General features: G+C 72.4%; 44 protein-coding genes and 1 pseudogene. 44 read left to right on the plus strand and 1 reads right to left on the minus strand.

The window, feature by feature from the left end; translation table 11 throughout:
* The first annotated feature begins 306 nt into the window (after positions 1-306).
* From PYV61_RS02455 to PYV61_RS02575, 25 genes are all read left to right on the plus strand, one after another.
* Complete coding sequence (locus tag PYV61_RS02455) at positions 307-717, plus strand: Imm50 family immunity protein (protein ID WP_275827952.1); 411 nt, start codon at positions 307-309, stop codon at positions 715-717.
* Between the two features lie 408 nt (positions 718-1,125).
* Positions 1,126-1,416: a hypothetical protein gene (locus PYV61_RS02460; protein WP_275827954.1), complete on the plus strand. Its 291-nt coding sequence runs from the start codon at positions 1,126-1,128 to the stop codon at positions 1,414-1,416.
* Positions 1,417-1,655: 239 nt separating this feature from the next.
* Positions 1,656-1,931, plus strand: coding sequence for a hypothetical protein (locus tag PYV61_RS02465; protein ID WP_275827956.1), 276 nt, complete (start codon positions 1,656-1,658; stop codon positions 1,929-1,931).
* Between the two features lie 412 nt (positions 1,932-2,343).
* A complete protein-coding gene (locus tag PYV61_RS02470) occupies positions 2,344-2,571 on the plus strand; it encodes a hypothetical protein (protein ID WP_275827958.1) in 228 nt (75 codons plus the stop codon).
* A gap of 140 nt (positions 2,572-2,711) precedes the next feature.
* Complete coding sequence (locus PYV61_RS02475) at positions 2,712-3,038, plus strand: hypothetical protein (protein WP_275827960.1); 327 nt, start codon at positions 2,712-2,714, stop codon at positions 3,036-3,038.
* A 186-nt stretch (positions 3,039-3,224) separates the two neighbouring features.
* On the plus strand, positions 3,225-3,551 hold the full coding sequence (locus PYV61_RS02480; RefSeq protein ID WP_275827963.1) for a BrnT family toxin: 327 nt from the start codon (positions 3,225-3,227) through the stop codon (positions 3,549-3,551).
* 70 nt (positions 3,552-3,621) lie between these two features.
* Positions 3,622-3,885, plus strand: coding sequence for a BrnA antitoxin family protein (locus tag PYV61_RS02485; protein ID WP_275827965.1), 264 nt, complete (start codon positions 3,622-3,624; stop codon positions 3,883-3,885).
* A gap of 314 nt (positions 3,886-4,199) precedes the next feature.
* Complete coding sequence (locus PYV61_RS02490; protein WP_275827967.1) at positions 4,200-4,370, plus strand: hypothetical protein; 171 nt, start codon at positions 4,200-4,202, stop codon at positions 4,368-4,370.
* A 502-nt stretch (positions 4,371-4,872) separates the two neighbouring features.
* Entirely contained in the window at positions 4,873-5,124 is a 252-nt protein-coding gene (locus PYV61_RS02495; RefSeq protein ID WP_275827969.1) for a hypothetical protein, read from the plus strand.
* Between the two features lie 141 nt (positions 5,125-5,265).
* Positions 5,266-5,631, plus strand: a complete 366-nt coding sequence (locus PYV61_RS02500) for a hypothetical protein (protein ID WP_275827972.1) — start codon at positions 5,266-5,268, stop codon at positions 5,629-5,631.
* 115 nt (positions 5,632-5,746) lie between these two features.
* The gene (locus tag PYV61_RS02505; RefSeq protein ID WP_275827974.1) at positions 5,747-6,190 is read left to right on the plus strand and encodes an Imm50 family immunity protein; all 444 of its coding nucleotides are present in this window, start codon (positions 5,747-5,749) and stop codon (positions 6,188-6,190) included.
* Positions 6,191-6,363: 173 nt separating this feature from the next.
* On the plus strand, positions 6,364-6,600 hold the full coding sequence (locus tag PYV61_RS02510) for a hypothetical protein (protein ID WP_275827977.1): 237 nt from the start codon (positions 6,364-6,366) through the stop codon (positions 6,598-6,600).
* Between the two features lie 286 nt (positions 6,601-6,886).
* Positions 6,887-7,189 carry a hypothetical protein gene (locus tag PYV61_RS02515; RefSeq protein WP_275827979.1) on the plus strand — a complete coding sequence of 101 codons (303 nt, stop codon included), beginning with the start codon at positions 6,887-6,889 and terminating at the stop codon, positions 7,187-7,189.
* Between the two features lie 138 nt (positions 7,190-7,327).
* A complete protein-coding gene (locus PYV61_RS02520) occupies positions 7,328-7,612 on the plus strand; it encodes an addiction module protein (RefSeq protein ID WP_275827981.1) in 285 nt (94 codons plus the stop codon).
* Complete coding sequence (locus PYV61_RS02525) at positions 7,609-7,908, plus strand: type II toxin-antitoxin system RelE/ParE family toxin (RefSeq protein WP_275827983.1); 300 nt, start codon at positions 7,609-7,611, stop codon at positions 7,906-7,908. The genes PYV61_RS02520 and PYV61_RS02525 overlap by 4 nt, the downstream gene beginning before the upstream one ends.
* Positions 7,909-8,057: 149 nt before the next feature.
* A complete protein-coding gene (locus PYV61_RS02530; RefSeq protein ID WP_275827985.1) occupies positions 8,058-8,360 on the plus strand; it encodes a hypothetical protein in 303 nt (100 codons plus the stop codon).
* A 105-nt stretch (positions 8,361-8,465) separates the two neighbouring features.
* Positions 8,466-8,693, plus strand: a complete 228-nt coding sequence (locus PYV61_RS02535) for a hypothetical protein (RefSeq protein ID WP_275827987.1) — start codon at positions 8,466-8,468, stop codon at positions 8,691-8,693.
* 526 nt (positions 8,694-9,219) lie between these two features.
* Positions 9,220-9,477: a hypothetical protein gene (locus PYV61_RS02540; RefSeq protein WP_275827989.1), complete on the plus strand. Its 258-nt coding sequence runs from the start codon at positions 9,220-9,222 to the stop codon at positions 9,475-9,477.
* Positions 9,478-10,221: 744 nt separating this feature from the next.
* The gene (locus tag PYV61_RS02545; protein ID WP_275827991.1) at positions 10,222-10,509 is read left to right on the plus strand and encodes a carboxypeptidase-like regulatory domain-containing protein; all 288 of its coding nucleotides are present in this window, start codon (positions 10,222-10,224) and stop codon (positions 10,507-10,509) included.
* 413 nt (positions 10,510-10,922) lie between these two features.
* Complete coding sequence (locus tag PYV61_RS02550) at positions 10,923-11,141, plus strand: hypothetical protein (RefSeq protein WP_275827994.1); 219 nt, start codon at positions 10,923-10,925, stop codon at positions 11,139-11,141.
* Between the two features lie 151 nt (positions 11,142-11,292).
* Positions 11,293-11,709: an SMI1/KNR4 family protein gene (locus PYV61_RS02555; protein ID WP_275827996.1), complete on the plus strand. Its 417-nt coding sequence runs from the start codon at positions 11,293-11,295 to the stop codon at positions 11,707-11,709.
* A gap of 281 nt (positions 11,710-11,990) precedes the next feature.
* Positions 11,991-12,335, plus strand: coding sequence for a hypothetical protein (locus PYV61_RS02560; RefSeq protein ID WP_275827998.1), 345 nt, complete (start codon positions 11,991-11,993; stop codon positions 12,333-12,335).
* Between the two features lie 194 nt (positions 12,336-12,529).
* The gene (locus PYV61_RS02565; protein WP_275828000.1) at positions 12,530-12,715 is read left to right on the plus strand and encodes a hypothetical protein; all 186 of its coding nucleotides are present in this window, start codon (positions 12,530-12,532) and stop codon (positions 12,713-12,715) included.
* Positions 12,716-12,725: 10 nt separating this feature from the next.
* The gene (locus tag PYV61_RS02570; protein WP_275828002.1) at positions 12,726-13,025 is read left to right on the plus strand and encodes a type II toxin-antitoxin system RelE/ParE family toxin; all 300 of its coding nucleotides are present in this window, start codon (positions 12,726-12,728) and stop codon (positions 13,023-13,025) included.
* A gap of 562 nt (positions 13,026-13,587) precedes the next feature.
* Positions 13,588-13,905: a hypothetical protein gene (locus PYV61_RS02575; protein WP_275828004.1), complete on the plus strand. Its 318-nt coding sequence runs from the start codon at positions 13,588-13,590 to the stop codon at positions 13,903-13,905.
* Positions 13,906-14,148: 243 nt separating this feature from the next.
* Here PYV61_RS02575 and PYV61_RS02580 read toward each other — a convergent pair whose 3' ends face one another.
* On the minus strand, positions 14,149-14,598 hold the full coding sequence (locus PYV61_RS02580) for a hypothetical protein (protein WP_275828006.1): 450 nt from the start codon (positions 14,596-14,598) through the stop codon (positions 14,149-14,151).
* Between the two features lie 654 nt (positions 14,599-15,252).
* On the opposite strand from PYV61_RS02580, the gene PYV61_RS02585 reads away from it, so the two are divergent.
* The 19 genes and pseudogenes from PYV61_RS02585 (at position 15,253) to PYV61_RS02675 (ending at position 25,880) form a co-directional block, all read left to right on the plus strand.
* On the plus strand, positions 15,253-15,474 hold the full coding sequence (locus PYV61_RS02585) for a hypothetical protein (protein ID WP_275828008.1): 222 nt from the start codon (positions 15,253-15,255) through the stop codon (positions 15,472-15,474).
* Positions 15,475-16,116: 642 nt separating this feature from the next.
* On the plus strand, positions 16,117-16,584 hold the full coding sequence (locus PYV61_RS02590) for a DUF6367 family protein (RefSeq protein ID WP_275828010.1): 468 nt from the start codon (positions 16,117-16,119) through the stop codon (positions 16,582-16,584).
* Between the two features lie 115 nt (positions 16,585-16,699).
* The gene (locus PYV61_RS02595; protein ID WP_275828012.1) at positions 16,700-17,104 is read left to right on the plus strand and encodes a hypothetical protein; all 405 of its coding nucleotides are present in this window, start codon (positions 16,700-16,702) and stop codon (positions 17,102-17,104) included.
* A gap of 199 nt (positions 17,105-17,303) precedes the next feature.
* Positions 17,304-17,561 carry an addiction module protein gene (locus PYV61_RS02600; protein WP_275828014.1) on the plus strand — a complete coding sequence of 86 codons (258 nt, stop codon included), beginning with the start codon at positions 17,304-17,306 and terminating at the stop codon, positions 17,559-17,561.
* An 8-nt stretch (positions 17,562-17,569) separates the two neighbouring features.
* Positions 17,570-17,863, plus strand: coding sequence for a type II toxin-antitoxin system RelE/ParE family toxin (locus tag PYV61_RS02605; RefSeq protein WP_275828016.1), 294 nt, complete (start codon positions 17,570-17,572; stop codon positions 17,861-17,863).
* 135 nt (positions 17,864-17,998) lie between these two features.
* Entirely contained in the window at positions 17,999-18,367 is a 369-nt protein-coding gene (locus tag PYV61_RS02610) for a carboxypeptidase-like regulatory domain-containing protein (RefSeq protein ID WP_275828018.1), read from the plus strand.
* A 197-nt stretch (positions 18,368-18,564) separates the two neighbouring features.
* Positions 18,565-19,017 (plus strand): hypothetical protein, encoded by a 453-nt coding sequence (locus tag PYV61_RS02615; RefSeq protein ID WP_275828020.1) that lies wholly within the window; start codon positions 18,565-18,567, stop codon positions 19,015-19,017.
* Positions 19,018-19,575: 558 nt separating this feature from the next.
* Positions 19,576-19,890 carry a hypothetical protein gene (locus PYV61_RS02620; protein ID WP_275828022.1) on the plus strand — a complete coding sequence of 105 codons (315 nt, stop codon included), beginning with the start codon at positions 19,576-19,578 and terminating at the stop codon, positions 19,888-19,890.
* Positions 19,891-20,021: 131 nt separating this feature from the next.
* Positions 20,022-20,378, plus strand: a complete 357-nt coding sequence (locus PYV61_RS02625) for a hypothetical protein (protein ID WP_275828024.1) — start codon at positions 20,022-20,024, stop codon at positions 20,376-20,378.
* A gap of 400 nt (positions 20,379-20,778) precedes the next feature.
* The gene (locus PYV61_RS02630; protein WP_275828026.1) at positions 20,779-21,246 is read left to right on the plus strand and encodes a hypothetical protein; all 468 of its coding nucleotides are present in this window, start codon (positions 20,779-20,781) and stop codon (positions 21,244-21,246) included.
* Positions 21,247-21,405: 159 nt separating this feature from the next.
* Entirely contained in the window at positions 21,406-21,723 is a 318-nt protein-coding gene (locus PYV61_RS02635; RefSeq protein ID WP_275828028.1) for a hypothetical protein, read from the plus strand.
* A gap of 183 nt (positions 21,724-21,906) precedes the next feature.
* Entirely contained in the window at positions 21,907-22,113 is a 207-nt protein-coding gene (locus tag PYV61_RS02640; RefSeq protein ID WP_275828030.1) for a type II toxin-antitoxin system HicB family antitoxin, read from the plus strand.
* Between the two features lie 21 nt (positions 22,114-22,134).
* Positions 22,135-22,347 (plus strand): type II toxin-antitoxin system HicA family toxin, encoded by a 213-nt coding sequence (locus PYV61_RS02645; protein ID WP_275828032.1) that lies wholly within the window; start codon positions 22,135-22,137, stop codon positions 22,345-22,347.
* A gap of 576 nt (positions 22,348-22,923) precedes the next feature.
* Positions 22,924-23,738 (plus strand): annotated as a pseudogene (locus tag PYV61_RS02650) (IS5 family transposase).
* A gap of 78 nt (positions 23,739-23,816) precedes the next feature.
* Positions 23,817-24,281 carry a hypothetical protein gene (locus tag PYV61_RS02655; RefSeq protein WP_275828034.1) on the plus strand — a complete coding sequence of 155 codons (465 nt, stop codon included), beginning with the start codon at positions 23,817-23,819 and terminating at the stop codon, positions 24,279-24,281.
* A gap of 143 nt (positions 24,282-24,424) precedes the next feature.
* Positions 24,425-25,084, plus strand: coding sequence for a hypothetical protein (locus PYV61_RS02660; protein ID WP_275828035.1), 660 nt, complete (start codon positions 24,425-24,427; stop codon positions 25,082-25,084).
* A gap of 199 nt (positions 25,085-25,283) precedes the next feature.
* Positions 25,284-25,478 carry a hypothetical protein gene (locus PYV61_RS02665; protein ID WP_275828037.1) on the plus strand — a complete coding sequence of 65 codons (195 nt, stop codon included), beginning with the start codon at positions 25,284-25,286 and terminating at the stop codon, positions 25,476-25,478.
* Between the two features lie 13 nt (positions 25,479-25,491).
* Positions 25,492-25,686, plus strand: coding sequence for a hypothetical protein (locus PYV61_RS02670; protein ID WP_275828039.1), 195 nt, complete (start codon positions 25,492-25,494; stop codon positions 25,684-25,686).
* A gap of 29 nt (positions 25,687-25,715) precedes the next feature.
* The gene (locus tag PYV61_RS02675; protein ID WP_275828041.1) at positions 25,716-25,880 is read left to right on the plus strand and encodes a hypothetical protein; all 165 of its coding nucleotides are present in this window, start codon (positions 25,716-25,718) and stop codon (positions 25,878-25,880) included.
* The last annotated feature ends 118 nt before the right edge of the window (positions 25,881-25,998 follow it).

Genomic DNA, 25,998 nt, shown 5'->3' on the forward strand with positions numbered 1-25,998 from the left:
GGGCATCAGGTGGTGCGCATGCTCGGTGTGCGCTCGCCGGCGGCTGGCGGCGCCGCGCATCAGGATGGGCGCGAGCCGAGAGGGCGCGGACGGCGGGCTGGCGGCGCCGCGCCTCAGGTGGGCGCGCGGGCGACAGCTCGCGGCGGCGCTTCTCGGCGCCTAACGTGGCGTTGCAGCAGACGGCGCCCCGCGAGCATCATGGTTCGTCCGGCTCGGCTCTAGTGCCCGCCTCGGCGCCACCGCGCGCGCTCGGCTCGGAGCGCCGCAGCTGAACTCGGGCGTTAGGTGGCTTCCACACGCACAGGCATGGTCGAGATCGAGAACGCGAGCGTCGTCACCGACCTGTTCGGCCACTGGCCGAATTTCCATGACGCGGTCGTGCACACGCTGGCGTTCCGTACCTGGCGCAGCGGGCCGGCGGCGCTCGACGCCGCCCTGTGGGTCGGCGCCTACGTGGGGCCCGCCGACGCGCCGAGCGACGTGTGGACCGCGTGCAACCTCGTGCTCCGCTTCGTCGACGTGGCCGGAGTGGACCTCGCGGGGTTCGGGCCGCAGAACATCCTCGACGAGCTGCGGATCGAAGCTGTACCCGACGGCCTCGACGACCTCCGACGGCCCATCGCGGTGACGTTCGAGCCGTCGGTGGGGGGCGGGCTGCGTCTCCGCTGCGCCAGCGTCGCGGTGCGCGCCGTCCACTCCCACAGACGCGCCACCTAACGTGGCGTTGCAGCTGACGTGGGAGCTATGGTGTGCCTCGCTGCGCTCGGCTCTTTCTGAGGTTCCCACGCAGCTGAACTCGGGCGTTGGGCGGACTTGTCGGGCGCCTTTGCGCTCGCTCCGCCGCTGCCCGCTTCTCCCTCTCGCCCCTTCGTCGCTCGCCCTTGCTCCTCGGCGATTTCCCTGGGACGTCTGCCGCTCGGGTTCGACGCCGCCCAACGGAGCGTTGCAGCTGACGGCGCGTCACGCATCCGGTGAACTCCTGGCGGCGCGCGTCGCGCGGAGCGAGCATCCGGATGCGCGGCCGGCTCGGAGCGCCGCAGCTGAACTCGGGCGTTAGATGGCCACGAAATCCACCGGAGCGCAGCCGTGAGGAGCTTGGCAGCGAACGCGAGCCCGAGCCGACTGGTGTGGCGCCACCTGTGGGCCGGGGCGGCGAACCTCGTCCTCGCGGCGTTCTACGTCTTCTGGATCTGGTACGAGGCGGACAAAGCGCCACCCGGGCAGCTCGACCCGTCACCCTTTCCGTACCTCGGGGCGTTGCTCACCGCGTCCGCCGTCGGCTTCTCCGTAGGCGCGGTGGCGGTGCTACGCCTGGCGTCCGACCGGCCGTGGGCGCGTCTCCTCCACGAGGTCGCGAGCTACGCGGGCGCCGCCGGCATTCTGGTCGGCGGCCTGCTTCTGCTCACCATCCGCTGACGCGCGGGCCATCTAACGTGGCGTTGCAGCTGACGTAGGAGCTGCGGATTCGCCTCGCCTCCGGCTCGGCTCTGTGATGTTCCTACGCAGCTGAACTTGGGCGTTAGGTGTCACCGTTCGTGCTCCCCAGACAGCCACCTTTAGTCCGGTTTCGACTCGCCGCGTACGTCCTCGGCGCGACCGCGGCGATCGAGCTCGTACGCGCCGCTGTGCGTCTGCGCGGCGCCTCAGCTCCCCCGGTGACCACGGACCTGGCGTGGGGCGCCGGCGCCGCCGTCGCGGCGATGGCGGCCGGCGTCGGCGCGTACCGGCGACGCGGCTGGGCGCCGGTCGCGTTCGCGGCCGCGGCCCTGGCGTACCTCGGCCGGGCCGCGAGTGTCGGCGCGCAGGTGTGGCGCCAGTTCCCCGACCGGCGGGCGCTCGCGTGCCTCCCCGTCGCGGCCGGCGCCGCGTTCGCGGCGGTCGCGCTGTGGCTGGCGTGGAGCGCGGTCCGGGCCAGCGCGCGTGACACCTAACGGGGCGTTGCAGCTGACGGCGCTTCATGCATCCGGTGAACCCCTGGCGGCATTCCTCGCCCGGCGCCACCCTCCCAGCGCGCGCCAGGGTAGAGGCGCCGCAGCTGAACTCGGGCGTTAGGTGGCGTCGCCGGGACGCCCCGCGCTCGCGGCCTGCTCTTCTCCGTCGCTGGCTGCTCTTGCCGCTCATCCTGGCTGCTCGGTCCCTCTGCCCGCGCAGCTCGTCCCTGCGCTCGGCGCCGTGGCGCTCCTGCGCGCCCGGCACCCCGCCACCTAACGTGGCGTTGCAGCTGACCGGCACGGGGGAGCATCAGGTTGTGTGCGCGCCGATTCCATCGCACAATCGGGGGCGTCGCGCCCGCGGGCTTCGAGCCGGCAGCTGAACTCGGGCGTTAGACAACAACGAGGCTCCATGCTGGATCCACGCGTCCGCACCGCGCTCATCGAGTACCAGCAGGGCCGCCGCGACCTCGAGTCCGCGGCCTGGCTGCTCGCCCAGGTGCGCCGCGAGACGGGCCGCCTGGAGCTCTACCCCTCGGCGTCGTCGAGTCCCGCGGAGCGCGCCCTCCTCGCGCGCTTCGCGCAGCTGGTCACCGAGGACGGGGGCGCGGGGGCCGGGGGCGGCGCCGCTGTTGTCTAACGGATCGTTGCAGCTGACTGGCCGCCGGGGGCATCAGGTTGTGATCCGGCGGGCGGCGTCGCACAATCGAGTGCTACGCGCCCGCGATCTCGATGCCGGCAGCTGAACTCGGGCGTTAGGCCGACCACGAGCGTCGCCGCATGGAGAGCTTTGACGAGCTGTGGACGTGGTACGGCCGCACGCCCCACCCGGCCAACATCGGGGACCGCGCGGCCGGCGTCGCCCTCGCCGAGATCGACGACGAGGAACAGGACATCGCCAGCTACCACGCGGGGCGCCGGATGGACGCCGCGGTGCGGGCCGGCGACGACGCGTATCACGCTCGGCGCATGGCGCGGCTCGGGCTCGCGCTGGCGGACCTCGTGCAGGTCCTGCCCGTGATCCAGCCGGCGGCAACGCAGGCCTACTTCGAGCGGGTGGCCACGCTTGCCCGTGCGGTCCTGGCCGACGTCGCGCGGGAGTCCTAACGTGGCGTTGCAGCTGACCGAGCGACCGCGCATCAGGTTTCTCCCGGGCGCGCCTCCGTGCCCGGCTCGGCTTCCACTTGTGCGCTCGGCTCAGGGCTCGGTAGCTGAACTCGGGCGTTAGCCCTCAATGGACATCCTCGTCGGGGCGGCTTGCCGCATGTATATGCGAGCCATATACTCCAGCGCATGGCTGACCTCCGTGCCCGCCTGGCCCAGGCGACCGGATTCCAGTGGGATTCCGGCAACGCGACAAAGAACTGGACCAAGCACACGGTCGGCCAATCCGAGTGCGAGCAGGTGTTCTTCAATGCCCCCCTGGTGCTGGCCGCCGACCCGGCGCACTCCGCGCGAGAGGGGCGTTACTTCGCGCTCGGGCAGACCGACGAGGGCCGCCTCCTCCTCGTCGTGTTCACGCTGCGGGGCTCACTCGTCCGCGTCATCTCGGCTCGCCCCATGAGCCGCCGAGAGCGCGAGGTCTATGCCGATGCCGAAGGCCAAGAAGACGCCAAGTAAGCGTGGGGGGCGCACCGCCCGCGCGCCGCGCCCGCGCGCCCGGGCCGCAGGGCGCCCGGAGCCGCTACCCGTGTTCGCGTCCGAGGCTGAGGAGCGCGAGTTCTGGGCAGCGCATGATACCGCGGACCACGTGGACTGGACGGCCGCGGAGCGCGTACGGTTGCCCAATCTCAAGCCGTCAACGGCGACGATCTCGCTCCGGTTGCCAGAGGGCATGCTCGAGGAACTGAAGGTGCTCGCCAATCAGCGGGACGTGCCGTATCAGAGCCTCCTCAAAGTCTTCCTGGCCGAGCGCCTCGCTGCCGAACGACATCGCAAGCGTCGCGCGAGCTGAGGCCTAACGAAGCGTTGCAGCTGACGTAGGGGCTGCGGAGGGTGCGGCTGCGCCGCACTCTTATGGGGTCCCTACGCAGCTGAACTCGGGCGTTATGCCGCAACCCGCATCGCCGCTCACACGGAGTGCTTCGCTACGTGCCTCGCCCGCCGGCACTGCTGGTCCTCTCCACTGCCGCGCTCCTGGTTGCCTGCGGAGACGCGGCCGGGCCCGCGCCCGGCACGCCGACGTTGGCCGTGGCGCCGCAGTCTGTCTCCCTGCCCGCCGGCGGGCGCACGGCGGTGGCAGCCACAGTCTACCTGGCTCGGAGCCCGGTGGCCTTTCGCTGGCGGGTCCGCGACTCGACGCTCGTCGCGATCGACTCGCTCGCCCTGGCCGGGAGCGTGGCGCACCTGCGGCGCCTGGCGCCCGGCGGCACCATCGTCACGGTCGCGGCGCCGGCGCTCGGCCTGAGCGCGGACGTTCCGGTCGTCGCCTTCCCGTAACCGCTGCGGCATAACGTGGCGTTGCAGCTGACGTAGGGGCTGCGGACGGTGCGGCTGCGCCGCACTTTATGGGGGCCCCACGCAGCTGAACTCGGGCGTTAGGCGCACTCACGACCGACTGCTTTGCTGCTTCCCCCGGAAGCTGCCCCGGCTGTCTCTCCCTGCGGCGCTTGCCGGCGGGCTGCTGCTCGATCGGATGCGCCCTGGGCGTCAGGTGGTGCGCATGCTCGGTGTGCGCTCGGCGGCGGCTGGCGGCGCCGCGCATCAGGATGGGCGCGAGCCGAGAGGGCGCGGACGGCGGGCTGGCGGCGCCGCGCATCAGGTGGGCGCGCGGGCGACAGCTCGCGGCGGCGCTTCTCGGCGCCTAACGTGGCGTTGCAGCAGACGGCGCCCCGCGAGCATCATGGTTCGTCCGGCTCGGCTCTAGTGCCCGGCTCGGCGCCGTCGCGCGCGCTCGGCTCGGAGCGCCGCAGCTGAACTCGTGCGTTAGCTGGACACAAGCATGATCTCCACAGACGTCGAGACCCGCGCGCTCCAGTTCCTCGCCGAGGACGAGTTCTGCTCGCCCTTCGAGATCGCCACTGTCGTCGTGCTCTGGGACGCCGACCCTGCGGCGACGGGGGCACTCGTCGCGGCCTGGCAGGAGCGCGGGTGGGTCGAGCTGCTCTCGCAGGACGAGCCCGACCTGCCCGACCTGCTGCATCTCACCGAGGCCGGCTACGCGGAGGTCGAGCGCCGGCGTCCGGTCAGCTAACGTGGCGTTGCAGCAGACGGCGCGTCACGCATCCGGTGAACCCCTGGCGCGCTCCCTTGAGCGGAGCGACCGTCCGGGCGCGCGGCGCGTCTGAGGCGCCGCAGCTGAACTTGGGCGTTATGCCGCAACGAGCAACCGTGTATGTCTGAGTCTCACTGCCCGCTCTGCTACACCGAGCTCGAGGTCCGTGACGTCGCGCCGTGCTTCGACTGCGGGCATAGCCCGGAGGAGTTCGTGCACCTGGCGGAGGGCCGGCACACCTACGAAGAGGTCGAGACGCTCGGCGATCGGGCCGTGTTCTGCGACTTCTGCCAATCGGACTTCTCGTCCTACGATCCGCGCTACTTCGGGCGTCCTCCCGGCACGCGGCTGGGCCGCGGCTACATGCAGGTGCTGCGGGTGCTTGACGACCCGCGCCCGGGGCGCGACAAGTTCTGCGCGGAGTGCGGCCACCGACTCGCGTTCCTTCGATTCGTCGCGCACGCTAGGGCCGTGGCTGCGGCATAACGAATCGTTGCACCTGACGAAGGCGCGCATCGTTCCGCACCGGCGGCACAGCTCCAACCCTGCGCCTTCGCAGGTGAACTCTGGCGTTAGACGTCCACGACTTCTGTCACCAGGCATGGAGCAGCCGCCCGTCCCCTTGCTACGCGCCGAGCGTCTCCTCGCGGCGTTCGGCTACTGGCCGTCGTTCCACGACGCCGAGGTGCACCGCGCGCTGCTCGACCGCGGCTCCGCCGGCGAGCGCCCCTCGATCACGCTGGTGGTGAACGTGTTCGACAGCACCGGTGCGGTGGACGAGCGTGGGTACTACGACATTCGCGTCGACGTCCTAGCCACGCTGCGTTTCGCCGACGTGGCCGACGTGGAGTTGCGCGACCACGGCGTCCAGAACGTGCTCAGCGAGCTCGGACTCGAGCGCCAGGCGGCTGGGCGGATCGCGGTGGAACTCGGGCCGTGCTACGGCCTCCACGGCGTCTTCACGTGCGCCTCGGTCGAGGTGCAGGATGTGGCGTCGTACGCGCGCCCTCGCGTCGCGCCGCCGCCGGCCGCCGCCGACCCGTGAGCGGACGTCTAACGTGGCGTTGCAGCAGACGGCGCACCTCACGCATCGGGTGGGCATCCTGGCGGCCGCCCTCGCGCGGAGCGAACGTCTGTGCGCGCGGCGACCGCGCCGCAGCTGAACTCGGGCGTTAGGTCGCACCCGTCCTCCACCCGCTAGCAACCGATTTCATGGCCGTGGTCCGCCGCCTGGAGCTCCGTCAGCTCCGTATCGAAGCTACGCACACCGAGGTGGAGGCGACGTACGCGATCGTGAAGGACGGCGACGGCACGCCCTATCTCCAGATCGACACGTATGGCTCAGAGGAGCGGAAACTCCAGGGCAAGCAAAGCCAGTCCATCCGACTTGCGCCGGAAGCGATCGCCCAACTTCGTGTGATCTTCGACCGACATTTCGGCGAGCGTGCGACCTAACGTGGCGTTGCAGCTGACGGCGCCCCGGGAGCATCATGGGTACCCCGGCTCGGCGACGGCGCCCGGCTCGGCGTCATCGCGCGCGCTCGGGCCGGAGCGCCGCAGCTGAACTGGGGCATTAGGGCGACACACACAGGACAATGCACCCGTGCAACGGCTCCACCGCGCGACCCGCGCTGCCGCCCTCCTGATACTGGTCGGCGCCTGCGCGCTGCCGACGCGCGACCGCGCCCGCTTCGAGTTCCGCGCGGCAGCTGGCGCCCGGACGCGGGGCGCGGATTCCGCGATGGCCGTCCTCGTCGTGTGTCCGCGCATGGCGTGGGGCAGCCGCGCCGTGGTGCCCGGCACCGAGGTGCGGCTGGTGGGGACGACGGAGCGCGCGACGGTCGCGGCCGATTCCGCCTGCGCCGTCGTGCGGGCCGACGCCGGCGAGCGGACGGTGGTGCTGCGGCGAATCGGCTTCCGGGAGGCCTTCACGTCGTGGCGGGCCCGGCGCGGCTACACGGATACGCTGCGGGTCTGGCTGGCCGACGGACGGATGTATCTTGGCTTAGCCGACCGAGCGGACCCGGCGCCGCGCGCGCCCTAACGTGGCGTTGCAGCTGACGGGCGCGTGGGGAGCATCGGGCTGTGCCCCCGCCGCCGGCATCGCACAATCGGGGCTGGCGCGCCCGCGACGTTGAGGGCCCGCAGCTGAACTGGGGCGTTAGGGCTACACACTGGCGGGTTGCCGGCGGTCGAGCGTCGCGACAGCATTCCCTGCATGCGCCGGAACCCCGACTTCGACTTCCGCCACCTGGACGCCCCTGCGCGCGTCCGGCTCGCGCTCGATCTCTGGGAGAGCCTCGACGCGGCCGAACGTGAGGCGGCGTTCCCGCTCACCGAGGCGCAGGCGGCGGAGCTCGACCGCCGGGTCGCCGAGATGGACCGGGACGGCGACCCCGGGCGGCCCTGGGACGAGGTGCGCGAATCCATCCGGGCCGAGGCACGACTCCGGCAGCGCGGCGCGTGACGGCGCCGCGCTTCTCGTTTCGCGCCGCCGCGGCCGCCGACCTGGCCGCCGCGTACGAGTGGTACGAGGGGCGGGAATCGGGCTTGGGGGAGGCCCTGCTCCGCGCCGTGGGGGAGGCCGCCGCGGGCGCCGCCGCGGCGCCGGAGCAGTACCCGGTCGTCCGCGGGGACGTGCGGCGCGTGCTCGTCGGGCGCTTCCCGTACGGGCTGTTCTACCGCGTGCTGCGTGGCGAGGTGGTGGTCGTCGCATGCTTCCACCTGCGACGGGACCCGCAGGTCTGGCACCGACGGCGGTGAGCCCTAACGAGTCGTTGCAGCAGACGGCGCCCGTCACGCATGGTGGTGGGGCGCCCGCCGACGCCGGTGAGCGGAGCGACCCGCGACCTGCCCGCGCGCTTCGGCGCCGCAGCTGAACTCTGGCGTTATGTGGCTACACGCACTCTCGAATGGCACGCTTCCGAGTTGACGATGTCTGGGCGCTGTTCGCCGGCCGACGCGTGGCGGTGGCCGGCGAGATCCTCGAGGGGGAGGTGCGGCCCGGGATGGTCGCGCGGGCGGTAGGCGGCTTCACCGCCGTCGTCCAAGCGGTCGAGTTCGTGCGGCAGTCCGGCGGAGTCGAGCAGGTTTCGCTCGACCTAGGGTCGCCGGACGGTCCGGCCGAACAGCAAGCGTGGATGGCCGCGCTGAGCGCGCTCTCGGAGCTCACGCTCGACGACCCGGAAGCCGGGCATCCCGAGGCAGCCACATAACGTGACGCTGCAGCTGTCGGTTGGGCTGCGGAAGTGGCGCCTTCGGCGCCACATTGGTTGCATCCACCCGCAGCTGAGCTTCGCGTTAGACAACAACGAGGCTCCATGCTCGACGCACGCGTCCGCACCGCGCTCATCGAGTACCAGCAGGGCCGCCGCGACCTCGAGTCCGCGGCCCGGCTGCTCGCCCAGGTGCGCCGCGAGACGGGCTGCCTGGAGCTCTACCCCTCGGCGTCGTCGAGTCCCGCGGAGCGCGCCCTCCTCGCGCGCTTCGCGCAGCTGGTCACGGAGGACGGGGGCGCGGGGGCCGGGGGCGGCGCCGCTGTTGTCTAACGGATCGTTGCAGCTGACGGCGCCCAGCGGGCATCATGGGTCATCCGGCTCGGCGCCGGTGCCCGCCTCGGCTCTCACGCGCGCGCTCGGCTCGGAGCGCCGCAGCTGAACTTGGGCGTTAGGCGCACTCACGACCGACTGCTTTGCTGCTTGCCCTCGAAGCTGTCGCGGCTGTCCATGCTTGCTGCCCTTGCCGGCGTGTTGCTGCTCGATCGGATGCGCCCTGGGCATCAGGTGGTGCGCATGCTCGGTGTGCGCTCGCCGGCGGCTGGCGGCGCCGGGCATCAGGGCGCGCGCGGGCAGCGCGCGCGCAGACGGCCGGCTGGCGGCGCCGCGCATCAGGTGGGCGCGCGGGCGGCCCCTCGCGGCGACGCTGCTCGGCGCCTAACGTGGCGTTGCAGCTGACCGAGCGACCGGGCATCAGGTTTCTCCCGCGCCGCACTCCGTGCCCGGCTCGGCGTCCGTGGGGGCGCTCGGCTCGGGCCTCGGCAGCTGAACTCGGGCGTTAGGGAGACTCGGCATCGCCATGGATCACACCCGCACGCCATCCTTCCGCCTCGCGGCCTTCCTCGGCGAAGTCCGCCGCAGCACCAGCGCGGGCTGCCGGTATAGCTCCCCAGCGGACTTCGAGTCCGCCGACCGCATCGAACTGCGCTACCAGGACGCGCCCAACGGTCCGGAGCGCATGATCGGCCTGCGCGCGGAACTCCGCGACGGCGTGCCTGTCATCGCGCTCTACGAACATTCCGAACTCGCACCCTCTACGCGTGCGGACGCTCCCTAACGTGGCGTTGCAGCTGACCGGCCGTGGGGAGCATCAGGTCGTGCGCCGGCCGACGGCGTCGCACAATCGAGCGCGTCGCGCCCGCCGCCTCGATGCCGGCAGCTGAACTCGGGCGTTAGGCCGTCACCGTCGTCTTCCTACACACGCTTGGGGATCGTGCTCTCGCCCGCGATTTGGCGATTCGCCGCAGCCTCCGCGCTGTGTAGCGTCGCGGCGTGCCGCCGAGCGCCGGCGCGGCTCGCGTACGAGGCGCCGCTGTGCGCCCCCCCGGCGGAGGTGGCGGCGCGGGCCCCCGGGCGCCTGCGCATCGACGGGCCGTACGCGTGGAGGCCCGGGCTCGGGGACTCCCTTGTGCTGATCGTCGACGGTGTCGAGCGGTGGCGTGGGGTCTACGCGGCCTGCCGCGCGGAACGTACAGGGGCGGCTCACCCCGCCCACGCGGCCGACTCGGTCGTCGGTGTCTACTTGGTGCACGGGGATTCCGTGCGTCTCCGCTACGGCGTCGGAGGCGCGCGGCCCGCCGCCGTGGTCGTCGAGACACGCCGGGCGCCGTAGCGCTGGGCGCCAGCGCGTGGCGGCCTAACGTGGCGTTGCAGCTGACGTGGGGGCTACGGAGTTGCCTCGGCTCCGCCTCGGCTCTATGTCATCCCCACGCAGCTGAACTTGGGCGTTCGGCGGACACACCCTCGGCACTTCCGCATGCACAGTCTTGGACGCACGCGGCCGCGTCGGCGCCCGGCACTCGTGGCCGCCCTCGCATTCACCGCGGCGGCTTGTGACAGCGTGACGGGCGCCGCGGGACGGGCGGTCGACGCCTCGGGCCGTCCCGTCGTGGGCGCCCTCGTCGTGCTCAAACACGAAGGCACGCCCGCGGACAGCTCGGAATCGTTCAGCCGGACTGACAGTGCGGGACGCTTCGACGCGCTGCTGCACGGCGGGTACGGTCCGCCCGACGCGGTCCTCGCGATCTGCGGCTCCGGCCGCAGCCGCGCCCAACTCGCATCCCCGGTGGCGCGTGGCGCCGCGATCTGACCCTGACCGTGAATGAGGCCTCGGTCGAGGGCTCGCAGATCGCGTGCGCCGTTCCGCCGGGCGTCAGGGTGCGGCCGTGAGCCGTGCGCGCCGCGCGGACGTCCCCGGCCGTGGCACGGCCGCCCTGCCGCCGAACGTGGCGTTGCAGCAGACGGGCGGGCTAGGGAGTCGCCTCGGCTGCGCCTCGGCTCTATGATGTCCGCCCGCAGCTGAACTTGAGCGTTCGGCGGACCAAGAACATCGCGACCGTGAGAGTCCTACTTCCCGTAGTAACGCTGCTCGCCGGGTGCGCGTCGGCGACGGCGCGAGCACCCTCGCCGTCCACCGTCGCGTGCCCCGCCGCAGGCCTGCCGGCGGAACCCGAGACCGCGGGGCTGACGCCGCCGCGGGCGGACGGCCTGTTCGTCCCGCCGATGCCGATCCCGGACGGCGTGCGCGGCTCGCGCGCCGAGATCCGCCTCGTCGTCGATGCGGCCGGCCGGCCGCTGGCGGACTCCGTGACCGTCTGCGGCGTGGCGGATCAGCGCTACGCCGCGCGCCTCGCCCGCGCGGCCGCGCAGCTGTCGTTCCGGCCCGCGCAGCAGGGCGGACGCGCCGTGGCGGCGCCGGCGCGGCTACGGTACGAACTCTGACGCCCGCGCAGCCGAACGTGGCGTTGCAGCTGACCGGTCGTCGGGAGCATCAGGTCGTGCGCCGGCCGACGGCGTCGCACAATCGAGCGCGTCGCGCCCGCCGCCTCGATGCCGGCAGCTGAACTCGGGCGTTAGGTCGCAACCACCGTCGATGACACTCCAGGATCTCGTCCGCGACCCTGACGCGCTCTGGACGCGTGAGCCGCCCGCCGAGCCGGCGGTCCTGGCGGCCCTCGCCGCCGCACTGCCAGCCCTCCCCGCCGACTATCTCGCGTTCCTCGCGCTCTCCGGCGGGGGCGAGGGAGATCTTGGCGCTGATCCGGGCTGGTTCGCGCTCTGGCCAGCGGGCGAGGTGGCGGCGCTCCACGTACAGTACGAGATCCCGACCTATCTGCCCGGCTACACAGGCTTCGGGTCGAACGGCGGCGGCGAGCTGCTGGCGTTCGCGCCGGACGGGCGGGTGGTGGCCGTGCCATTCATACCGATGGACAGTGCCGAAGCGGTCGAGATCGCGCCCAGGTTCACCGACTTAGTGCGACTCTTCGGCCGCGGTGCGCCTGCGACCTAACGTGGCGTTGCAGCTGACAAGGCGTCCGCAGCATCAGGTCACTCCCGGCTCGGCTACCGTGCTCGCCTCGGCGCCGGTGCGCGTGCTCGGCCAGCATCCTTGCAGCTGAACTTGGGCGTTCGGCAGTCCAGTAGAGTCCCATCGGAATGACGACACACGCCGCTCGTCTCGTACGTCGACCGCCGCGTCTCGCCGCGCTCCTCGCGTGCGCCGTGGGCCTCCAGCCCCCGGCGCAGCCACCCGCCAGCGCCGGGTTGACGGCGGCGACGCTCCAAGCCCGGATGCGAGCCGCGCAGGGCGCTCCGCCGGCGACCGCGGCGCAGGCGTGGGCCGCCGCCCTGGGCACCGCCGACTCGCTGGTGGCCGCGGACCCAGCCAACGTGACGCCGGAAGTGCTCTTCCTCCGGGCCTACGCCGCGCTGTCGGTCGCCGAACACCGCCTGCGCGCGGCCGGAGTCGACACGACGTGCGGCCTGGCGCGCAGGGCGGCGGCGGCCGCGGACACCGCGGAGGTAAGCCTCCCGAAGTCCATCCGATTCAGCACCCGGTGGATCGACTCGCTCTACGCGCGGCTCAACCTCGCCGCGCCGCAGGCGCACCGCCTCGTCCGAGCGCGGTGCGGATGATGCCGCCTCGTGCGCGCGCTGCCGAACGTGGCGTTGCAGCTGACGTGGGGCTCCGGTGCGCCTCGGCTCCACCTCGGCATCGGTAAACTCCCACGCAGCTGAACTGGGGCGTTATGCCGCCCCGGTCCCCCTCATGACGCGGCCCTCCGCCGAGCGCTATCTTGCGGGCACCCTTCCGTCGTGTGAGGCCGCCCTTGAGTGACGCCACCGCTAAGCAGCTTGCCCTCCGCGCCCTAGAGCAACTCCCCGAGGATGCGACCCTCGAGGACGCCATGGAGCGGCTGTACCTGCTCGAGAAGATCGAGCGCGGCCGGGCCGACATCCGCGAGGGGCGGGTGGTGGCCCACGAGGATGTCGTCGCGCGGTTCGGCCCGCGCTGAGCGGGCCCCGGTGTCGCACACGCGCATCGTCTGGTCGGCGCAGGCGGTCGACGACGTGGCGGAGATCCACGACTATATCGCCCGGAACTCGCCCCGCTACGCGGCCGTCGTATCGGGGCGACTCGTTGCGGCGGTGGATCGGCTGCGGCTCGACCCGGAGTCCGGGCGCATGGTGCCGGAGCTCGCCGATCCGACGGTGCGCGAGGTGATCCACGGTGCGTACCGCCTCGTCTACGAGCTGCGCGCCGGCGTGGTGGAAGTGCTCACCGTCTTCCGCGGCTCGCGGCAGTTCCCCTCGCTCGACCGCTGACGGCGGGTGCGCCGTGATCCGCACCTGGCGGCATAACGTGACGTTGCAGCAGACGGCGCCCGTCACGCATGCCGGTGGAGCGCCCGCGCATGCCGGTGAGCGGGGCGACCCGCGGCCCGCCCGCGCGCTTCGGCGCCGCAGCTGAACTTGGGCGTTAGGCGCACTCACGACCGACTGCTTTGCTGCTTCCCCCGGAAGCTGTCCCGGCTGTCTCTGCCTGAGGCCCTTGCCGGCGGGCTGCTGCTCGATCGGATGCGCCCTGGGCATCAGGTGGTGCGCATGCTCGGTGTGCGCTCGCCGGCGGCTGGCGGCGCCGGGCATCAGGGCGCGCGCGGGCAGTGCGCGCGCCGACGGCTGGCGGCGCCGCGCATCAGGTGGGCGCGCGAGCGACACCTCGCGGCGGCGCTTCTCGGCGCCTAACGTGGCGTTGCAGCCGACGGCGCCTCGGGGGCATCATGGGTCGCCCGGCTCGGCCTCCGTGCCCGGCTCGGCTCCAGTGCGCGCGCTCGGCTCGGAGCGCCGCAGCTGAACTCGGGCGTTAGCCGGACCCAGACTCCCACGGATGCGCGTCCTTCTCTGGCTGTTCGCGGCGCCCGCGCTCGCCCTCGCGGTCGTGTGGCTCGCCGGGCCGCTCGGCACCGCTGCGACGTTCACCGCCGCGCTCGGGGGCCAGGCCGTCGCGTACCCGATTCGGATGCGGCTGGAGCGTCGGCGGGCGGTCCGTGAGCTGCGGCGCCTGCGGCGGCTGGAGCGCGCCGGAGGAGCAAGCGTCTCGGTCCTCCGTGGGCGAGTGGACCGGACCGAGGCGGCCATACAGCTCGCGCTGTGGGGGCTCGCCGCGGTGCTCGCGGCCGTCGCCTACCTGCTGTTCGTTCCGTGACGGACGTCGCCGCCGCCGGCTAACGTGTCGTTGCAGCTGACCGGCCGCGGGGAACATCAGGTTGTGATCTGGCGGGCGGCGTCGCACGATCGAGCACATCACGCCCGCGCCTCGATGCCGGCAGCTGAACTCGGGCGTTAGGGCGCCACGCTCGTTTCGCCCGCACCGAACCGATGAGGCTCGGCCCCGTGGCGTCCTCGCGAGGTCCGCGCGGCACTCGGTCCGCTGCGCCCGAGCCCCGCGTCAGCTACACCAGCTCGCGCGGCAATGCGGGCTGAACGTGAACGGCGCGCCCCCCACGCGCAGGATGATCGCCCCGCTGCTGCCGCCGACCCAGCCCGTCAGGCGCTGTTGCGTCGAGTCGGCGGTCAGGGTCAGCGAGGAGTCTGCCGGCGTGTATGTGTAGCGCCCGGCCGAGCGCAGGGGAGACGGCCCCGTCGCGCCCTGCACGAAGCGCTGGTCAACGCGCAGCGCGTAGCGCCCGTCGCCGCTGAGCGTGAGGGCGCCGCCGTCGACGAACACGCCGCCGCCGCCGGGGAGCTGGAACCCGCCCGGGAGGGGCAGCCCCATCGCGGCCGTCATCGCGTACGCGCCGGCCACCGCGGCGAACTCCGGCGCGACGACCGAGCCGTCGGAGCAGGAAGTCGTCCAGACGACCACCATCGGAAGGAACCAGCGGCTGGGTCGCGGCACGGCGGCGGGGGTGGCGGTGGACCTGCGCGGACGGGGGCTCCGGGCGCGCTCCGGCAGCCTGGGTTGGGCGTCCGCGACCCGTGCAGCGTGGATGCCAACGCGCCGGAGGCCGTAGGCTGGTGCGCATGCACAACTTCGCCGATCATCGGTCGGCACGACCGCCTACGTGAGAGTACAGCCGTGTCCTCCGCCCCGGACAGCCGCGGGCTCGAGAGGATCGTGGGGCTCCGCGCGTCGCGGGCCGTACCACGAGCCGAGGTCCGCGGAAGACGCGCCCTAACGTGGCGTTGCAGCTGACGGGTGAGCTATGGTAGCCTCGCTGCGCTCGGCGATGGTCAGATTCACCCGCAGCTGAACTTGGGCGTTGGGTGGACTCGTCCGTCGGTACCGTCGCTCGCTACGGTGCTGCGCACCTGTCGCCGCCCTCTTGTCGCTCCGCGCTTGCCGCCTGTCCGTGGGTGCCGGCTATTCGTCGCCTGTTCCGCGGAGCGTCTGCCACCCAACGGGGCGTTGCAGCTGACGGCGCCGTGTGAGCATCATGGTTTCTCCGGCTCGGCCTCCACGCCCGCCTCGGCTTCCGTGCGCGCGCTCGGCTTCGAGCGCCGCAGCTGAACTCGGGCGTTAGAGCGTCAACCAAGTTCCCGGAAGGCGGGCATGCGGTGGACCGACGAGAACGCGCACGATCCAGGCATCACCGTCCTCGAGGCGCTGGTCTATAGTCTGGCCGCCCTCGGCTTCGCGACCGCTCTCACGCGCGGCCTGCGGAGGACGCCGTGCGGCTGGCCGTGCGCCGGTCTCGTCGTGGCGGGCGTCGCCGGCGCCGCGGCGCTGCGGCGACTGGGGCGCCGCCCCGCGCCGGGCGCCCGACGCGCCTGACCGGGATGTGGTGGCGCTGCGCTCTAACGTGGCGTTGCAGCAGACCGGCCGTGGGGAGCATCAGGTTGTGCCCCTGTCGGCACCGTCACACAATCGAGCGCATCGCGCCTGCCGGCTCGATGCCGGCAGCTGAACTTGGGCGTTAGGCGTTCCACTAGCACACCCGTCGTTCACACTCCTCCCTGCAATTCCCAAGGCGCCCGCCAGTGGCATCGTCGCCGCATCGCACGTCGACGTGGAGGCTCGGGTTCTTCCTGCCGCTCCTCGCGGCCGACCTGCTGCTCACCGCGAACCACCACTTCCGCCTCGGGCTCGTGCGCGACTACCCTCGCGGCACGTTGGTGGTCGCACTCGCGTTCACGCTCTACCAAGCGTTCCGCCACGGCCTCCTTTCTCCCTCATCCCGGCGGGCCGACGCCGGACCGATGTGCGCAGGCGAGCGCGGTCCGGGCAGCCAAGGCCAGTCGGATGGGCCTCCCGCCGCAGACGCTTAACGTGGCGTTGCAGCTGACGGCGCCGCGCGGGCATCATGGGTCGCCCGGCTCGGCTCTCGTGCGCTGCTCGGCTCTGGTGTGGGCGCTCGGCTTCAGGCGCCGCAGCTGAACTCGGGCGTTAGGTGCCTCTCACACGATTCCGCATAGCATGATCCGCCTTACCGATCTCCTGCCCGCAGATTATGTGATCATCGAAGTAGACGGCCCGGTGTGCCAGAGTGCGCCCTACCCAATCATGGAGGCGCTTGGCTGGCGCGATGTACCGGGGCACAGTGGATGGGCGTACCGCGTCGATCAGGCGAACCCTGGAAATCGGGTCAGGCGGCACGTGCATATCTGCCGCTCGAAGCACACGTCCGCGAAAGGACGACAGGTCTCCTGGAACGACGATGGTTCTCGCCACGACAAGAAATCGTTCGACGAGAAACTGGGCGGGCTTGGTGCCGCAAAGCAGATCGCGCGAGAGATCCTCGGATCGCCAGACCACCTGGTCTTTGAGATCGTGCATGATGCGGATCGCGCCGGCAGGATACTCGTGGAGCATGCTGAGGACGTCGCCGGCCAAGAGCATGTTGTCGTGCTCCGAGCTCGTTTGCGGCTCGACCGAGCACCCTAGTAGCCCCGAGAGCACCTAACGTGGCGTTGCAGCTGACGCAGGGGCTGCAGATTGTGCGGCTGCGCCGCACGTTATGGCCTCCCTACGCAGCTGAACTTGGGCGTTAGCTGGCAACATGTCACCACGTCACGCCTACCTCGCCATGATCGCGCTACCTCTCCTCGCTTCCTGCGCGCAGGAGGACGCGGGCGTGCGCGTGCGGATGCGGCCAGCCGAGGAGGCGGCGCTGGCGCGGCTGGCCGATTCGCTGGCGGCGCTCGACCCTGCGACCGAGCTCCGTCACGCGCTGGCTGGCGGCGACCGGCGGTTCGTCGCGGTCTGCTATGCCGCCTGCGAGCCCATCGGCGTGGCCGACAGCGTGCAGGCCCGCTTGCGCGAGGGGGACACCCGCGTGGTCTCGGGAACAAGCGACAACGTGGTTAGCAAGGGCCAGCGCCGGGTTAACGCAGCCGCAGACACCTTCGCGCTCCGATACAATCGGTTGCTACTTCGGGAGCTGCGCCAGCAGAGCCCCGACTAGGTGCCAGCTAACGTGGCGTTGCAGCAGACCGGCCGGGGGGAGCATCAGGTGGCGCAGAGGCGGACCGCGTCGCACAATCGAGGGTGTCGCGCCCGCCGGCTCGGGGCCGGCAGCTGAACTCGGGCGTTAGCCGTACACGTACGCCCCGGCGTCCGGGCAGCCGGTTGCTGCCGTCCGCACCGCGCCGCACATTCCTGTTATGGTGCGCCCCGCCCTCGACTTCTCCCAGCTCACGGTCTCCGAGCGCCTGGCGCTGATCCAGGCGGTCTGGGACTCGCTCCGCGCGTACCCCGAGGCGCTCCCGCTGAGCGCCGAGGAGCGCGCGCTGGTCGCCGCGCGCCGGGAGGAGCACCGCCGCGACCCGGCCGGCGCGGTCCCCTGGGACGAGGTGCGGGCCGAACTCTGGGCCGACCAGGCGCGCGACGAGGAGGCGGGGGCGGGGGAGCGCGGCGGATGACGCCGCGCTTGTCGTTTCGGCCCGGCGCGCGGTCGGAGATCCGCGCCGCTCGCCGCTGGTACGAGGCGCAGGTGCCGGGGCTCGGTCGCGCGTTCCTGGGCGAGCTCGACGCGACGCTCGCCTTCGTGCTGCGACACCCGGCGATGTACGAGGCCGTCGAGCCGGACGGCGCCGTGCGGCGCGCGCTCCTGCATCGCTTCCCCTACGCCCTGGTCTACGAGGCCGCGTCCTCGGGCGACATCGTCGTCCTCGCGTGCTTCCACGTGCGCCAAGACGCGCAGGACTGGCCGGCGCGCCGGTGACGGCTAACGTGGCGTTGCAGCAGACGGGCGGTCTTCGGAGGCGGCTACGCCGCGATGGTTGTAATCCGCCCGCAGCTGAACTCGGGCGTTAGGACGCAGACATCCGTGGTCACCTCCCCGCAGATCGCGCCGATCATGCGCCGCTCCCGCGGAGCGCTGCTGCTCGTCGCGCTCGCGGCGGCGCCCGCAGCAGCGCAGCCGCCCGGCCACGCCGACCACACGGTGACGGGGCGCGTGCGCGACGACCGCACCGACGCGCCCGTGGCCGGCGTCAGCGTGGAGGTGTTCGCCGACATCAGTGCGCCCGGCCCGCCCCGCTGGGCGACGCGCACCACGGACGCCGGCGAGTACCGCCTCGCCGGCGTCCCGGCCGGCCGCTGGTGGCTGCGGCTGCGCCGCACCGGCTACTTCCCCGCCTGGCGCCCACTCCAAGCCGGCGACTGCGGGGTGGTCGGCTGCGACGACCGCAAGCACTTCTACATCACGAGCGCCGCACGCTTCTGAGCGCGGGTCGGATGGAAAAGCGCCGGTCTAGCTTCCACTCCCCTGCGTCCTAACGTGGCGTTGCAGCAGACCGGCCGTGGGGAGCATCAGGTTGTGCTCCCGCCTACCGCGTCGCACAATCGAGTACAGCGCCCCCGCCGGCTCGACGCCGGCAGCTGAACTCGGGCGTTAGGTGGCCTAGAATGCCGTGCACTTCGATGAACACTCTAACGCTCACGTTGCTGTGTGGCGCGGCGTACGTCGCGGGAGCGGCGGCCGTCGTCTGGGTCTCGCTGCAGCCGGACGCCTACTACTTCGCGACCGCGGCCGAGCGCTCGGCTTGGCGGTGGGCCTGGCCGCCGGTGGCCTTCGTCTGTCTGCTCATGGCCCTGGAGGCGCTGCTCGTCTGGGCAATCCTCGTGAGCCGCGGAGGCTGGGCGCTCTGGAAGCGCGCGCTCGGCGGCATCGCCGTGCTGGTGCCTTGGATGGCGCTGTCGGCCATCTTCGTCATCCACGGCTCCGGCTACTTCGGGTGGCACGTGCTGTGGCTGTGCGCGCTCGTGGCGATCCTACTCCTGTGCGCTCTGGCGTCGCTGGGGCGGGCCGCCGCGGACCGACTGCGGCGGGCGCCGCGCGGGCTGGGCTCCGACCGCACCGGGGCGGCCACCTAACGAAGCGTTGCAGCTGACGTAGGGGCTGCGGTGCGCCTCGCTGCGCTCGGCATTGGTTAGATCCCTACGCAGCTGAACTTGGGCGTTAGACGGCGAACACACGAATGAGCGATCCGACAGAGACGATCACGATCCGGGTCGATGCCGTCACAGCCCGAGTCTTGCGCGACGTTCTTTACGCGCTCGGGGAGCACCAAGCCGCGGGTGCGCCGATGCCCACTCTTGATGCTGACGAGTCGACACGTCTCGGCGCGATCCTTCGCGAGCTTGACCTCCGGCTTCGTGGTACCGGGCGAATGGCGTGACGCGTGGGTCGGAAACCCTCGACTGCCGCCCCGGCCGTCCAACGTGGCGTTGCAGCTGACGGCGCCGCGGGAGCATCATGGGTCGTCCGGCTCGGAACCCGTGCCCGCCTCGGCTCCATCGCGCGCGCTCGGCGCGAAGCGCCGCAGCTGAACTGGGGCGTTAGATGACACCGGCGCCGTTCCGGCGCGTAGGCACCAGAGCGTCGCCACTGCGGCGCTCATCTCCCCGCTCCCCCGTCACCCCGCCGCCTCCATGCGCCGCCTCGCCGCCCTGATCATGGTGCTCGGCGCCGCCGTGGCGGCGCTCGGGGTCGTCGCGGTCGTGGGCGTCGAGCGCATCGACCTGCCCCCGGCGCACGTGCGCGCCATCGCGGCCGCGCTGCCGGTCGCCGTTCTGGCGCTCGGGGTGGCGCTCCTCCTGGTGGGCGCCATCGTGGCGCGACTCGCGTTGCGCGAGGCGGAGCGGGTCGCGTCGGGCGCGGAGCGATCGGCCGGCGCCCCCGCGCTCGGGGCGGGCCACCACGCGGAGGCCGTCGAGCGCCCCGCGGCCCGGGACCGCGTCATCTAACGTCGCGTTGCAGCTGACTTGCCGCGGGGAGCGTCAGGTTGTGCGCTCACGGTCGGCATCGCACGATCGAGTGGGTCGTGCCCGCCGCCTTCGGGCCGGCAGCTGAACTTGGGCGTTAGCCCGCCACGACCATGAGTGAGTACGCCGACGTCACCATCCGTTGGTTGCCGCCCGCCGAGGGCGGGCGGAGCGCGCCGGTGCAGGCGCGCGCCTCGCGCGACCTGAGCTACAGGCCGCACTTCCGCGTCGGCGCGGCGGGAGAGCCGCTCGGAGTCGCGTTCCTCCGCGGCGAACCGCCGGTCGTCGCGCCGGGCGGGGCGGGGGCGGCCACCGTGGCGCTCCTCTTCGCGGACGCCGGCGTCGACTACCACGCGCTGGTGCCGGGGGCGGCCTTCGAGGTCCTGGAGGGCGCGCGTGTCGTCGCGCGCGGCACCGTGGACCGGCGGTGGCGGGCTGCGGACGACTGGCGGGAGCGCGCGGCGGGCTAACGTGGCGTTGCAGCAGACGGGCGGGCTGTGGACGCGGCTACGCCGCGATGGTTGTAATCCGCCCGCAGCTGAACTGGTGCGTTAGCCCGTCGCCGGGCGTCTCGTGCGGGACGGCTCCGCCGCACCCGTTCGACCCTCTCCGTTCCTCCGACTGCGGCTTCCGCTGCCGCTGCGCCTCCGCTGCTGGCCACGCGCTTGCTGGCGCGGGGCGCGTCGGTCACGCGTCAACGCGCTGCGCGGGCTAACGTGGCGTTGCAGCAGACCGGCCGGGGGGAGCATCAGGTGGCGCAGAGGCGGACCGCGTCGCACAATCGAGGGTGTCGCGCCCGCCGGCTCAGGGCCGGCAGCTGAACTCGGGCGTTAGCTGACTACGACCCATCACGGTGCTCCGAGCATTCGCATGCCGCGCTCTCACCGCACCAATCTGCTGCTCCGGCTGCTGTCGCTCGGTCGTCGCAGGCCCGAGCCGGCACGGCAGCCCGCCTCCGGCGCAGCGGAGGTCGACATGCCCATCGCGGACGCGGAACGCTATTCCGGGCTCGCGGCGGCGAACGCCCGCGCCAGGGCGGCGGCCCGCCGCGTGGACACCCTCAGAGTCGCGTCGGCGGAGTTGCGGCTCCGCGTCGGGGAGGTCGTCCCGCGGTCGTTCCTGCGCATCGAGGCTCGCGATGCTACGGGGGCGCCGGTGGAGGACTTCGCGCCGACGTATGTGCTCCGGTCGCCCGTGGCCGCCTTCGATGGCCGGGGCGTAGTGGGGCGCGCACCCGGGACGGCGGTGCTGTACATCGAGGCCCTGCCGGGCGCACCGCCGGGGGGCGAGCCGCGGCCGCGGCCCTCCGCCGCGGTGCGGATCACCGTGGTGCCGTGAGCGGTCGGCAGCGGGGCAGTCAGCTAACGTGGCGTTGCAGCTGACGGCGCCGCGCGGGCATCATGGGTACTCCGGCTCGGCCTCCGCGCCCAGCTCGGCGCCGTCGCGCGCGCTCGGCTCGGAGCGCCGCAGCTGAACTCGGGCGTTAGCCCGCGACGAATGCAGACGGTCCGCGACCTCCTCGACGCGCACAACGCCGCCGCGTTCCCGGCCGAGCTCCCGGCCGGGACCGAGGCGCACGGCGTCGCGCTGGTGCTGCTCGACGCGGACATCGCCGGGCTCGCGGCGGCCTACCTCGGGGCGGGCGGCGCGCTCCCCGCGGCGCAGTGGCGCGCGCTCCGGGAGGCGGCGGGTGTCGCGCGCGCCGTGGTGCCGGGACTCACGGGCGCGGCGTGGGTGTATTTCGGCCGGCTCTACGCGCTCGCCCAGGCGGTGCTGCGGGACGCGCCCGCCGCGGACGGCGCGCCCGCGGGCTAACGTGGCGTTGCAGCCGACGGGCGCGTGGGGAGCATCAGGTCGTGCGCCGCCAGTCCGTGTCGCACAATCGCGTACCTCGCGCCCGCGACGCCGAGGGCCCGCAGCTGAACTCGGGCGTTATGCCGCTCCGGCCCGCCGTGGTACATTGGGGCATCCCGAGCCCCCGACCCGGAGGACCGCCCCGTGTACCTGACCCTGGAGCTCGACCGCGAGGAGGACGGCCGCTACATCGCCGAGGTCCTCGACCTGCCCGGCGTGCTCGCCTACGGCGCCACGCGTGAGGAGGCCACCGCACGGGCGCAGGCGCTGGCCCTTCGGGTGCTCGCGGACCGGCTGGAGCACGGGGAGCCGGCGCCGAACCTGCTCCCGCTCGACTTCCGGGCGGCGTAGCCGCCGAGCGGAGGGCGAGGGTTGAGCCATTGGCCGGCGGCGAAGGCGCGGCGCGTCCTCGCCGCGCTGCTGCGCCTCGGCTGGGCGGTCAAGCGCGAGGAGAGCTCGCACAAGACGCTCGCGCGCGAGGGGTGGCCCGACGTGGTCTTCGCATTCCACGACGGCGAGGAGATCGGTCCGCGGATGCTCGCGCGCGTGGCGAAGCGCACCGGCCTGCGACCTGAGGACCTGTAGCACGCGCCGTCCGGGTGCCGGGCGGACGGATCTCACGTAGCGGCATAACGTGGCGTTGCAGCAGACAGCCGGGCTACGGAAGCGGCGCTGCGCGCCGCGGTGGTTGCATCCGGCTGCAGCTGAACTTGGGCGTTATGCCGACGTCGCAACCGTGCTCCCAACATCGAGTCGTCAGTGCAATGCTCCCCGCAGCCGCCTGCTGGCACCTGTTGCAAGTGCTCGATTCGACTCGCTCGGACGGGGACGTTCAGAAGCGCACGGCCGATGATCGCAGAGCGCGAAGAGTTGCCTGGCGCTGATTGCGGGGACGGCCGTGCCGCACGGCTCTCGGGGCACTAATGACACATCCGACACGGGATGTACGGGAGTGCGGTCGACGGCTCGCTGTACTGCTCCCAGCTGGAGTTCCGCGGAATTGCGGTACCTGTCGGTACTGTAGAAGGGCGGCATAGCGAATTGTTGCACCTGACGAAGCCGCGCAGCGGTCCTCGCCGGCGGCACGGCTCCACGCCTGCGGCTTCGCAGGTGAGCTCTGGCGTTAGAACGCCTAACGGAACCGGTTCTTGCGGGGCGGGCATGGCGGCCCTGGTGCCTGACGAACTCTGGAGCTACGTCGCTCCCCTGCTGGCGCTCCATCCGCCTCGGCCGAAGGGTGGTCGTCCCGCGGTCCCGGACCGCGCGTGTCTGACCGGCATCCTCTTCGTGCTGAAGACGGGCATCCCGTGGGAGTGCCTCCCACAGGAGATGGGCTGCGGGTCGGGCATGACCTGCTGGCGCCGGCTCCGCGACTGGCACGCGGCGGGTGTCTGGGACCAGCTGCAGCGCGTGCTGCTGGCGCGCCTGCAAGGCGCCGAGTGCCTGGACTGGGACCGCGCGGTGATGGACGCCTCCATCGTCCGCGCAAGAGGGGGGATCGGTCGCGGCGGAAGCGACCGGGCCCAATCCGACGGACCGAGCGCGCCCGGGCACGAAGCGCCACCTCCTCAGCGCCGACGCGCAGGGCATCCCGCTCGCCCAGTTTCTGACGCCGGCGAACCGCAACGAGATCACGGTCTTCGAGCGCCTGCTGGACGCCATCCCGACCGTGCGGGGCAAGGTGGGGCGCCCGCGGCAGCGCCTGCGGAAGCTGCACGCCGACAAGGCGTATGACTTCCCGCAAGCGCGCCGGGCACTCGCCGCGCGTGGCATCCAAGCGCGCATCGCCCGGCGCGGCGTGCACTTAAGCGCGCGTTTGGGCCGCCATCGCTGGATCGTGGAGCGCACCTTCGCCCACCTCAATACAGATGCGTGGCCTCGCCGTTCGGTACGAATGTCGCGCCGACATTCATCAGGCGTTCCTCACCCTCGGCTGTTGCCTGCTCGCGCTCAACCACCTGACGCGGTTGTGTTAGGTGTTCTTAGGCCGACACACACCACTGCGCATGGGAAGAATCCGGCGACTACGTCGCGAGCGGCGTGAGGCCTTTCAGATGCGAGCCGTGCAGCGGGCCGCACGCACGCGGGCGGAGCCACGCATCGTCGGGGACGTGCGGTTGGGGATCGGTTGGGGACTGGCGTTCGCCGTGGGGTTCTCGCTGATCGCGTTGGCGTCGTTCGCGCTCGGCGATCCTCGGCAGTTCGCGCGGATGGGTGTGACCCCGGCTACCACCCTCGCCGCTTACCTGTTCGGGGGGGTGGTCGGCGGCACGCTGGTGGGGCTCGTACGTCCGCTCGCTCGGTGGCGGGCTGGCGCTGGCGTCGTCGGCGTCGTCGCATGCCTGCCTCTCTCGCTCGGCTTCCTCGTCGCGATGGACGGAGCTCCGTCGCACTGGACTGCGCGCCGAGTAGTCTCCGGCGTAGTCACCGCGTTGCTCCTCGGCACGGCCTGCGGCACCTCGTGGTGGGAGCCGCCCGACGCGGACCCGCCACGCCGCTCACGCAGCGATCAGCCGTAAGGTGGCGCCGTGCTGGCAGCGGCCTAACAAGGCGTTGCAGCAGACGGGCGGTCTGCGGACTCGCCTCGCCTGCGGCTCGGCTCTATGATCTCCGCCCGCAGCTGAACTCGGGCGCTACGCCGCAACGACGCATCACGTCACGCGTGCACCATCGCGCGCCCCGTAGCCTCCTGTCGCTGCTCGCCGCGGTCGCCGCCTTCGCCACGAGCGGCTGCCGGGCGAGCGCCCCGCCGCCTCTCGCCCCCCGCTACCGCGTCACCTCCGCGGTGACAGGCGATTCGGTGAGCGCGGCCGCTCGGGCGCACGACCCCATCGCCGCGGCGCTCGGGCTGCCGCCGCTCCGCCTCGCGCACCTGCCCGCGGGCGTGCGCGAGTTCCGGCTCTCCACGGGGCACGGCATGGTCGCGGGCTGGGAGTACCCCCTCGTGCGGCTTGTAGCGGAAGAGGGACGACCGCCGCGCGGGGAGGTATGGCTGTACCGCCAACCGCGCGACACGACGGAGGCTCGGACGGCCGGCGGCCTCGTCACCCGGCGTGGCAGACTTCAGCCAGCGCCGGAGTGGGTCGCGATCGGCCGCCGACTGGACTCCCTGCGGACGGAAGTCTTCCGCTCGCGCGGCGCGGGGCGGCGCATGGTGTTCGACGCTGGAGAGCTGTACGTAGAGTATCGCGCGGGTGCGGAGTACCGCGCGCAGTGGATCAACGCCCCGGCGTGGCGTGCGCGATTTGACCCGGCGGCAGAGGCGCCGGCGGCGGTCGCGGCGCTCATCGACTCCCTCGGCCGGGTGGCGGGAGCCCCGTGACGGCTGCCGCCGTGCGAGGGGCAGAACGTGGCGTTGCAGCAGACGGCCCACGTCACGCTTGCTGGTGGAGCGCCCGTGCGTGCCGGTGAGCGGAGCAACCCGCGACGCGCCCGCGGGCTTCGGCGCCGCAGCTGACCTCGGGCGTTAGGTTGGCACGAGCGCCCTATCCGGCAGCCGGCACCTGAGCCGGATTCTCCCGATGCGTCTGTCCGTCGAACTGCCCCCCGCCCTTGAAGCCCCGCGAGCCGCGGTCGCGGCGCACCTGAAAGTGCGGGCCGAGGACCTCGCCACCGCCGCGCTGCGCGACCTGCTCGCGCAGCGCGAGGCGGACTTCCAGGCCGCGGCCGCCCGGGTTCTCGCCAAGAATCAAGAGCTCTACCGCCGACTCGCCTGAGCCTGAGAGCGGCGTGCGGTACTCGAGCCTGGGTGAGATTTTGGAGCTTCACCGGCTGGTGATCGCGCAGGCCGGCGGGGTGGACGGCTTGCGCGATTCGGGCGGGATGGAGTCGGCACGCGCGCAGCCGCGGGCCACGTTCGGCGGCGCAGACCTGTACTCGACGCTCGCGGCCAAGGCGGCCGCGCTTGGGCACGCGCTTGCCTGAACCACGCGTTCGTCGCCGAGGACAAGCGCGTGGCGCACGCCGCGCTTGAGACGTTCCTGGTGCTGAACGGGCACGAGCTGGCGGCGAGCGTGGACGACGCCCAGCGCGCGACGCTGGCGCTCGCGTCGGGCGACCTCTCGCGCGAGCAGCTCGCCGCGTGGGTGGAGCGGCACGTCATCCCGCTGGCGCGCTGACGGGTCGATCGGCTGTACGCCAACCTACCGTGGCGTTGCAGCAGACGTGGGCGCCAGCGTATGCCCCGGCTGCGCCTCGGCGCCGACTTCCCGCACGCGCAGCCGGACTCGGTCGGAA

Source organism: Roseisolibacter sp. H3M3-2, from assembly GCF_029211165.1.
Lineage (GTDB): Bacteria > Gemmatimonadota > Gemmatimonadetes > Gemmatimonadales > Gemmatimonadaceae > Roseisolibacter.